The organism is Magnetococcales bacterium, from assembly GCA_015231175.1.
In the GTDB taxonomy this organism is placed as follows: Bacteria; Pseudomonadota; Magnetococcia; order Magnetococcales; family DC0425bin3; genus HA3dbin3.
The window spans coordinates 1-8827 of sequence record JADGBZ010000107.1; the positions used below are offsets into that span (position 1 = coordinate 1).

The 8827-nt window shown below is 58.0% G+C and carries 7 protein-coding genes; all 7 read left to right on the plus strand.

Annotation, left to right across the window (positions count from 1 at the left end):
* The first annotated feature begins 136 nt into the window (after window positions 1-136).
* The 7 genes from rsmG to HQL63_15030 all read left to right on the plus strand — a co-directional run bounded on the left by rsmG (window position 137) and on the right by HQL63_15030 (window position 8736).
* The gene (gene rsmG / locus HQL63_15000) at window positions 137-802 is read left to right on the plus strand and encodes a 16S rRNA (guanine(527)-N(7))-methyltransferase RsmG (GenBank protein MBF0178132.1); all 666 of its coding nucleotides are present in this window, start codon (window positions 137-139) and stop codon (window positions 800-802) included.
* Between the two features lie 215 nt (window positions 803-1017).
* On the plus strand, window positions 1018-1803 hold the full coding sequence (locus tag HQL63_15005) for a ParA family protein (protein ID MBF0178133.1): 786 nt from the start codon (window positions 1018-1020) through the stop codon (window positions 1801-1803).
* On the plus strand, window positions 1796-2719 hold the full coding sequence (locus HQL63_15010) for a ParB/RepB/Spo0J family partition protein (protein ID MBF0178134.1): 924 nt from the start codon (window positions 1796-1798) through the stop codon (window positions 2717-2719). Before HQL63_15005 ends, HQL63_15010 begins: the two co-directional genes overlap by 8 nt.
* Before the next feature lie 226 nt (window positions 2720-2945).
* Window positions 2946-4481 carry a hypothetical protein gene (locus HQL63_15015; GenBank protein MBF0178135.1) on the plus strand — a complete coding sequence of 512 codons (1536 nt, stop codon included), beginning with the start codon at window positions 2946-2948 and terminating at the stop codon, window positions 4479-4481.
* A gap of 356 nt (window positions 4482-4837) precedes the next feature.
* Window positions 4838-6223 carry a chromosomal replication initiator protein DnaA gene (gene dnaA, locus HQL63_15020; GenBank protein ID MBF0178136.1) on the plus strand — a complete coding sequence of 462 codons (1386 nt, stop codon included), beginning with the start codon at window positions 4838-4840 and terminating at the stop codon, window positions 6221-6223.
* Window positions 6224-6426: 203 nt separating this feature from the next.
* The gene (locus HQL63_15025; protein ID MBF0178137.1) at window positions 6427-7557 is read left to right on the plus strand and encodes a DNA polymerase III subunit beta; all 1131 of its coding nucleotides are present in this window, start codon (window positions 6427-6429) and stop codon (window positions 7555-7557) included.
* 69 nt (window positions 7558-7626) lie between these two features.
* A complete protein-coding gene (locus HQL63_15030; protein ID MBF0178138.1) occupies window positions 7627-8736 on the plus strand; it encodes a DNA replication/repair protein RecF in 1110 nt (369 codons plus the stop codon).
* The last annotated feature ends 91 nt before the right edge of the window (window positions 8737-8827 follow it).

Below are 8827 nucleotides of genomic sequence, written 5' to 3' on the forward strand. Positions count from 1 at the left end.
GCAAGGGCGCTGCCCTTGACCCGCCAGGGAGCCAGCCCCCTGGACCCCGATTCGTGGCCGGGTGGTAAATCGTTACAACGCACGAATGAGTGTAGAGATGCCTCAATAGGGTACCCGTTCATGAAGACAATACCCCATGCAGAGAACTTCCTTGGATGATCATGACGAGCAGGCGTGGCGAGCGTTTTTGCAACAGGCCGGTGAGGTCATCGGGAGGGCTATCACTCCCGAACAGGAAAGTGCGTTGCGCATTTACGTAGCGGATTTGCAGTTGTGGAACCAGCGCATCAATCTAATTGGTCCGGGTGGCATGGCGCACCTGTTGACGCGGCACATGTTGGATTCACTTTTTTTGGCAAGATTTATGGTTGGGCTGGAACGTGTGGCGGATCTGGGATCGGGAGCCGGATTTCCGGGCTTGATTCTGGCGGCCTGTGGGGAGGTGGACCAGAGGATGGATTTGGTGGAGTCCGTACAAAAAAAAGCGCGCTTTTTGGAACATGTGGTGGCCCGCATGGGGTTGGTGGCGCGGGTCAGGGTACTGCATGCCCGAGCGGAGAGTTTGACTGCGGAGGGGCCTTACGACGGGGCGCTCTCCCGGGCGTTGGGAAATTTGGCTCTGGGGGCGCGCCTGGCCTTGCCTCTGTTGCGGGAAAAGGGGGTGTATCTGACCCTCAAGGGGCGGCGGTATTCGGAGGACGTTGCGCATTATTTGCAGGATCCGGTCAGCCGGTCGTATGCGCCGCCGGAGGTTGTCGAATTGGGTGAGGCGAATGTGTTGATCCGGGTAGAGCGGCGCTGATCCATGGTGAGGCGATGTTGCAACAGAAAGTTTATTTTATGATGTTAAAAATTTGACGGATTGGGAAGGGGCTTGGGTGGGGGTGACCGGAATGTGACGTGGGTGTGGTTAAAATGACACACTCGTTCAAAAAAAGCTTGGACCAGTTTTTCAATCGTTTATTTTGGTGGGAGCTGTACGGATACCACGCTTTTTTTGTTTTTGGAGAAGTCTTGATGGGACGGATTTTGGCGGTGGCCAATCAGAAGGGTGGCGTGGGAAAGACAGCCACGGCAGTCAATCTGGCGGCAGCGTTGGGGGCGGCGGAGAAGCGGGTTTTGCTGGTGGATTGTGATCCGCAGGGCAACGCAACGACGGCGCTGGGATCCGAGAAAACGATGGGTCACGGTACGGTGTATGATTTATTGAGCGGAGCGAGGCAGGTTCATGAGGTGGTGCGCCGGGTGGCGCCCCCCTATTTGGATCTTGTGGCATCCGTGCCGGATTTGAGTGGCGCCGAGGTGGAGCTGGTCCATGTGCCCCAGCGGGAGTTTCGCCTGCGACACGCCTTGCAGGCGGGGTGTTCTGCCTACGACCTGGTGTTGCTGGATTGCCCACCCTCTCTGGGATTGTTGACCCTGAATGCCCTGGTGGCGGCAGATGGGGTGCTTGCTCCTCTTCAGTGTGAATTTCATGCATTGGAGGGGTTGGCGCAACTTATACGGACGGTGGAGATTGTTCGCGAGCGGTTGAATCCCGGGCTGACATTGGCTGGAATTGTTTTGACCATGTACGATGCGGAGTCGGGGTTGAGCCGACAGGTTGCGGAGGAGGTGCGACAACACTTTGGCGACCAGGTTTTTGCCACGGTCATTCCCCGGGATCGGCGGTTGGCGGAGGCGCCGGGTTTTGGCAAGCCGGCGGTCTGGTACGATGTGCGGTCGGCGGGTGCGCTGGCCTACCTGGGATTGGCCCAGGAAATTTTGGCTGGCCGAGGATTGAAGGAGCAGGATCATGGCTGAAGGCATGGGACTTGGGCGGGGTTTGGGGGCGTTGCTGGGTGGGGATTCGGTGGCGGAAGTCGGACGGCGGCGGGTGCGTGAAGTCCCGGTGGAGCGGATCGAACCCAATCCCCGGCAACCGCGCCGGCACATGGATCCGGGCGCCTTGGAGGATTTGGCGGAATCCATCCGTGCCAACGGGGTGTTGCAGCCTCTCCTGGTCCGGATCAAGCCCGGCAGCAATCCCATGGATGAGTTTTACGAGTTGGTGGCAGGGGAGCGCCGCTTGCGGGCGTCGCGGCTGGCGGGTCTGGAGCGGGTGCCGGTTCTGGTCCACGAACTGGATGATGGGCGCTCCCTGGAGGTGGCCATTCTGGAAAACGTGCAGCGCGAGGATTTGAATCCCATTGATACGGCAAGGGGTTATCAGCGTCTGGTGGACGAATTCGGCTACAGTCATGTCCGCATTGCCGAGCGGGTGGGACGCAGCCGCATGGGTGTCAGCAACACGTTGCGTTTGCTTAAACTTCCTGAGGATGTGCTGGATCTGGTCACGGCAGGAAGGTTGACCGAGGGGCACGCACGCGCCCTGTTGGGATTGGAAGGGAGCGCCCATGTCACGGAGGTGGCGGCTGCCGTGGCCGAAGCAGGCCTCAGTGTGCGGGAAACGGAACGCCGGGTGCGCGAGCTTGTTTCCCATGTCGCACAGTCTGTTGTCGATGAAAATGAAAAGAAAAAACGTGGCAACAAGCGGCGCGATCCGGCCCTGGCATTGTTGGAAAAGAAGTTGGCATCGGAGTTGCGAACGAAGGTCACCATAACCCAGGTTCGTGGTCGGGGCAAAGTGATTCTGGAGTTTGTCTCGCTACAGGATATGAAGGAATTGATTGGTCGGCTGGTTCCTTTGGGTGACAGGGAAGAGGAAAAAACACCCTGAAGTAAATTTTTTCGTGTTTTTTTCTTGACGGCTTTTTTGGGTTGATGTAGAAGAGTGTCCACAGTGTTGCTGATATGCAACACGGGTGTGGCAAAACAGCAAGCCTCGGACAGATGGCGCGCTGACGGTCCCTGGGAAGGGAAAAAGAAACAAAATGGATCAAAACTTCAGGTCGAAGAAAATAGACCACACGACGTGGTTCACTTTACGTAAGGAGGGAGATTTCATGAAAAAGGCTCTGGTACTGGGCGCCGCCGCCCTGGCAGCCCTGGCAGTTGCACCGAATCCCGCCAGCGCTGGCGAAATGAAGATTGGCGGGTACTACATGTTCCGTATGCAGGATTCGGACAAGACCGTCACCAAAGACGCTCCGGGGACCGATGATCAGCAATACTGGCGGCATCGGTTGCAGTTGAAGATGGACATGATTGCCAGCCCGAAGACCCATGCCCACATGGTGGTCCGGGCTTTTGACAACACACTTGAAGGTGCAGATAGCAACCTGAACCTCACCGGTGACCCCGATGGCGGTGGCGTGCTGTTGAGCGCCACGGACGGGACATTGACCACTGTACCTGCCACGGCTACGACTGCTGCCACGACCGTGGGTGTTGCCGGCGTGAAACAGTCTACGGTGACCGGTGCCGCAGCAGCTCGGGGTGAGGGCGGCAGCACCTGGGATATCCGGCAGGGTTGGTTGGAGACCGAGGCGTATACCGTTGGGGTGAAAGTTGGTTTCATGCCCATCTCCCTGAATGACCGCATTCTGGTCAACGATGACACGACCGGCTTCGCCACCATCCTGCTCTCCAAATCGTTCGGTGACCTCACGCTGGTTGGCGCCGATGTGCGGGTGCGTGAGGACAACGTCAGTGGCAAGGCTGCCGGCTACAGGACAATGGGCCTGGGTGCCGGTGGAACGGCTGTTGGTGGCACACTGAGCGGCGCCGACCGGGATGACGAAGATCTGTATGTCCTCTCCCTGCTCGGCAAGTTCCAGAATGTCAACTATCAGTTGACCAGCGCCTACTTCTACGGCGGCAAGGATGGTCTTATCAGCGTTTTCGGCGACGGAACCCGTGGCGTGACGGATGGCCGGGCGACCGATTTCTGGCTGGCTGGCACGGCGGGCGGTGAATTTAACGGTGTCAATGCAACCGGTACCCTGATTTGGGAAAGTGGCATGACGGATTATGCCAACAACACCCTGGATGCCATCTCCCGTCAGCTTGAGCGCGGCGGATTCCTGGGCGCCGTGCGCCTTGATGGCAAAACCGGGTTCGGTGGATGGCAGGGCTATGGCTTCTACGGCAGCTCTGGCTTTACCAACATCACCCCGAACAACCAGGTGTGGTCTGACACCTGGGATCAAGGCGGGCCGGGCGCCGTGAAGTTGATGCGCACCTTCGCGAACCGCGCTTTTGCGACCAGCGCCGCAACGAACAACAATGCCATCGCCTCCGCCAGCGAGAATATGTGGGGATTGGGCGCCGGCGTCATCCTCAATGCCAGTGGCTGGAAGATCAACCCCATGCTTGACTACGCTCAGGTCGTCGACAGTGAGCCGGTGGCCGGCACCAAAGCCGTCTACAAGAGTGCCTGGGGTGGCAGCTTGATGCTCAGCACCGAAATCGACAAAGGAACCACGCTGCTGTTGGGTGGCTCTGCCGTCAAAGCGAAAGATGGTGCAGGCCGGGTCGTGAGCGTCACCGATTCCGATACCATGCACACGGTGCAGGCTGCCGTGAAGATGGCCTTCTGATCACGCTGTAATTGATGCTGTAGTTGGTTGAAGAAGTGAGTAAGGAAAAGGGAGGAGCGTTTCGCTCCTCCCTTTTTTGTTGTGGGGTGCTGGGATAATCAGCCATTCGGGGCGCACTGGGCGCAGCCCAAGACCGTGCCGGGGCGCTGTCCCGGACCCCTCAAGGGCTCTGCCCTTGACCCGCCAGGGAGCCAGCCCCCTGGACCCCGATTCCTGACCAGCATGCCGGGGGTTTTTCGTTGCTGCCATCGCGATAAGAGTGTTAAAATGCCGGGTTTAAGGTGGGGGCGCTTGTGTCCACCATCCCGGGCATCATCGGATGCGTTGCCAGCACAGGAAAACAAACAAACCAGGCCATGGACGATCAACTCTGGGAACGGACTCTGGAAGCAATCAAGGAGCAGGTTTCGGTTCGGGTTTTTGATGCCTGGATCAAGCCTTTGCGTCCAGCCGCTCCGGTTGCCGATGCAAAACTGGAGCTTTTGGTGGACAGCCAGCTCATCATGGATGTGGTGCAGAAGCGCTACGGGGCCATTCTGGAGTCGTGCCTCGCCAGTGAAGCCGGAGACCATGTCCAGATCTCCTACCGCCTCGATGCCAAAGACTCTGAACCGGCAAAGTCGGACGCGGATGGCGCCGAAAAAACCGCTCCCGTTGCGGAAATTGCGCCCCCCTCCCAGCCGACGCCCGGGAAATCTCCGACCTTCGTGCATACCTTGGAAAGGACCGTCCTCGATGCACGGTTCACCTTTGAAAATTTTGTGGTCGGAGGGTGCAATCAATTTGTCCATGCCGCCGCCGAACGGGTCGCCGAACAGCCGGCGCGTGCCTACAACCCTTTGTTCATTCACGGCGGCGTCGGCCTGGGCAAGACCCACATCATGCAGGCCATCGGCAACCGGGTGGCACAAACCCGCCCCGACCTGAAAGTTCTTTACATCTCCTCCGAAAAATTCATGACGGAAATGATCCACTCCCTGCGCAACCAGGGGATCATGGCCTTCAAGGAAAAATTCCGTTCCGTCAACCTGCTCCTCGTGGATGATATCCAGTTCATTGCCGGCAAAAAATCCACTCAGGAAGAGTTTTTTCATACTTTCAATGCGCTTTATGAAAACAACAGCCAGATTGTTCTTACTTCGGATAGTTTTCCCGCTGACATCAAAGAGTTGGAAGAGCGTCTGCGCTCCCGCCTGGCCATGGGTCTGGTCGCCGACATTGCCCCGCCCGACCTGGAAACGCGGGTCGCCATCCTGAAGAAAAAAGCGGTCATGGTCGGCATGGACCTGCAAAACGATGTCGCTTTTTTTCTGGCCGACGCCATCCAGACCAACATACGGGAGTTGGAAGGGGCCCTGATCCGGGTTACGGCCTTCGCCTCGCTCTCCCACAAGCCCATCACCATGGGACTGGTCAAGGAGACCCTGCGCGACCTGGTCAAGGGACACGACAAGGTGGTCACCATCGACAACGTCCAAAAAACGGTCTCCAACTACTACAAGATCCGACTTGCAGACCTTCTCTCGGACCGACGTACCCGGATGTACAGTCATCCACGCCAGGTGGCCATGTACCTGTGCAAACAATTGACCAGCCACTCCTATCCGCAGATCGGCCAGCATTTTGGTGGCCGGGACCACACGACTGTTTTGCACGCCGTTCGTTCCATCGAACAAAAGCAGGCCACCGATCCCAATCTGGCCGAGGAGTTGGACTCTCTCCTGACCATGCTTCGTCGGTGACGACGCTGCTGATTTGTAACTATTTACCACCCCGGCAACGCATCGGGGTCCAGGGCGCCGGCGCCCGGGCAGGGCTTTGGACAGCATCCTGGAAGGGTTCGGGGCGAACTCCTGACGAAGGCTTCCGTATCCAGGCTTTTCTTGAAAGGGTTTGAGTCGTTACGCTGATTTATCGCCATTTTTGAGAACAACTGAGGCACCGTATGGACTTTCACGTCGAACGCGAACCATTTTTGAAGGCGCTCTCCCGCATCCAGTCCGTCGTGGAACGGCGCAACACCATGCCCGTTCTCGGCAATGTTCTTTTGGAAGTGGACGGCAACACCTTGACTGTCACCGCCACGGATACGGAGATCGCCCTGCGCTCCACCATGGCCTGCGAAGTGACTGAACCCGGCGGGATTACCCTCCCAGCCAAAAAATTGTATGAAATTGTCCGGGAACTCCCGGACGGGGCTGTCCGTTTGCGGCAGGCGACCGGTGAACGGGTCATCGTCACCTCGGAGCGTGCCCGATTTACTTTATTCGGCATCGCGGCCCAGCTGTTTCCTGCCATTCCCCAGCCTGATGGCCATCAGCGCATCACCCTGGAATCTCTGGTCATGGCGAGCCTGTTCAACAAGGTCCACTTTTCCATGTCCCAGGACGATGGCCGTTTTGTCCTGAATGGTATTTTTTTGCAACTGGATCCCGCCACGCCGGAGATTCCGCAGGCTTTTCTGCGCATGGTCGCCACCGATTCGCACCGACTTGCCATGGCCGAAACGCCCATCGCTGGTGACAACCTGGATCCGCGTGGTGTCATCATCCCCAGAAAAGCGGTGATCGAAGCCCGCAAGCTTTTGGAAGAGATTCAAGGCCAGACCGAGTTGATCATGGGAGAAAAATTTCTCCAGTTTGTCATGCCGGATATCACCATGATCACCAAACTGGTGGAGGGGCGTTTCCCCAACTGGCGACGGGTCATTCCGGAACAAAACATCCACCACCTCGACACCGACAAGGAGGTTCTCCTGGGCGTTGTGCGGCGCATGTCGGTTCTATCCCATGAAAAATCACGCAGCATCCACATGGAGGTTCGCCCCAACGGTCTGCGGGTCACCACCAGCAATCCGGAACAGGAAGATGCCAACGAAGAGATGGACTCCACCGGCACTACCTACACTGGACCCGATCTCGATCTGGGATTCAATGCCAAATACCTCCAGGAGATCCTCTCCTGTATGGATGGTGAGACAGTCCGCTTTCACCTTCTCAATGACGATGCCTCCGTCCTGGTCACCAGCGTCGAACGGGGGCATTTTCTTTTTGTCCTCATGCCGATGCGCGTCTGAAAAAGAGACACCGTTCTGGTGGGGTCCGGGGCAAAGCCCCGACAGTCTTTCCTTGGGGTCTCGAACCTGATGCATCTGGCTGCGTTGCGTATTCAGGATTTTCGCAATATCGCTCGGGCCGAGCTGGAGTTCAGCATGGGTTTGAACCTGCTGATTGGTGACAATGGCCAAGGCAAAAGCAATTTTTTGGAGGCGGTAGGTCTGTTGGCCACAGGGCGATCCTTTCGTCATGCCCCATCCCCGAGTTTGCGTCGCCATGGGCAACCCTGCTTTTGTCTGGAGGGGCGGACCTGGGCGGGAGATTTGAGGCATCATATCGAATTTAAAGGGTATCATGATCGGCAAACGGCCAGGCTCAATGGCAAACCGATGACTGCGGCCTCGGCCATGGGCCGGGCCTTGGCGGCGGTGATCGTCACCCCGGAAACTTTGCGTTTGGTGCAGGGCGGTCCAACGGAGCGCCGCGCCTATCTGGATTGGTTGGTCTTTTCCCGGCAACGCGAGCATGCTCCCCTGATGCGCGACTATCGCCTGGCCCTGCGTGCCCGGAATGTGTTGCTGCAACGTGCCGTTCACAACAGCGCGGAGTTGGACGCCTGGGAGGATCGCCTGGCTGTTCTGGGGGCGCGTGTGACCCTGAATCGCCGTACTGTCCTGGACCACCTTGCCACGCGCCTGACCCCCTTCCTCCAGGCATTGGCCGTTGCCGACACCCATTTTACGGCCCATCTGAGTTGCCAATTGGACCGGTGTGCCGCCTCCTGGGCCACACAGGAGGAGGCTGCTGACCTGTACCGGCAACTTTTGATCAAAAGTCGTGAAAAGGACCGGGTTCCCGGCCTGACGACCGTAGGCCCCCATCGTGATGACCTGCTGTTGCGTCTGGATGGGCGTTCGTTGGCCAAATTTGGTTCCCAGGGTCAACAAAAACGTTTTGTCCTGGCACTCAAACTGGCGGAGGCGGAACTGCTGCGCGAGACCTTGGCGGAGTCCCCCATTTTTTTGCTGGACGACCCGGCTGCCGAGTTGGATCGGGTGGGTTTTGCGCTTTTTGTGGGTGTCTTGGCCGAGCAGGCGTGTCAATTGTTGCTGACGTCTTGTCACACCGGTGATATCGCCTGGCCGAGGGGGGATATGGCGACGTTTGGGGTACGGGGTGGGTGTTTTGAAGTGATTTGAAAGACGCAGAAAAAAATTATTGAAAGACTGGGATGGAGGTCCAGGAGGAAGGGCTGCGCCCTTCCCCCTGGCGGGGTTTGGGGCAGCGCCC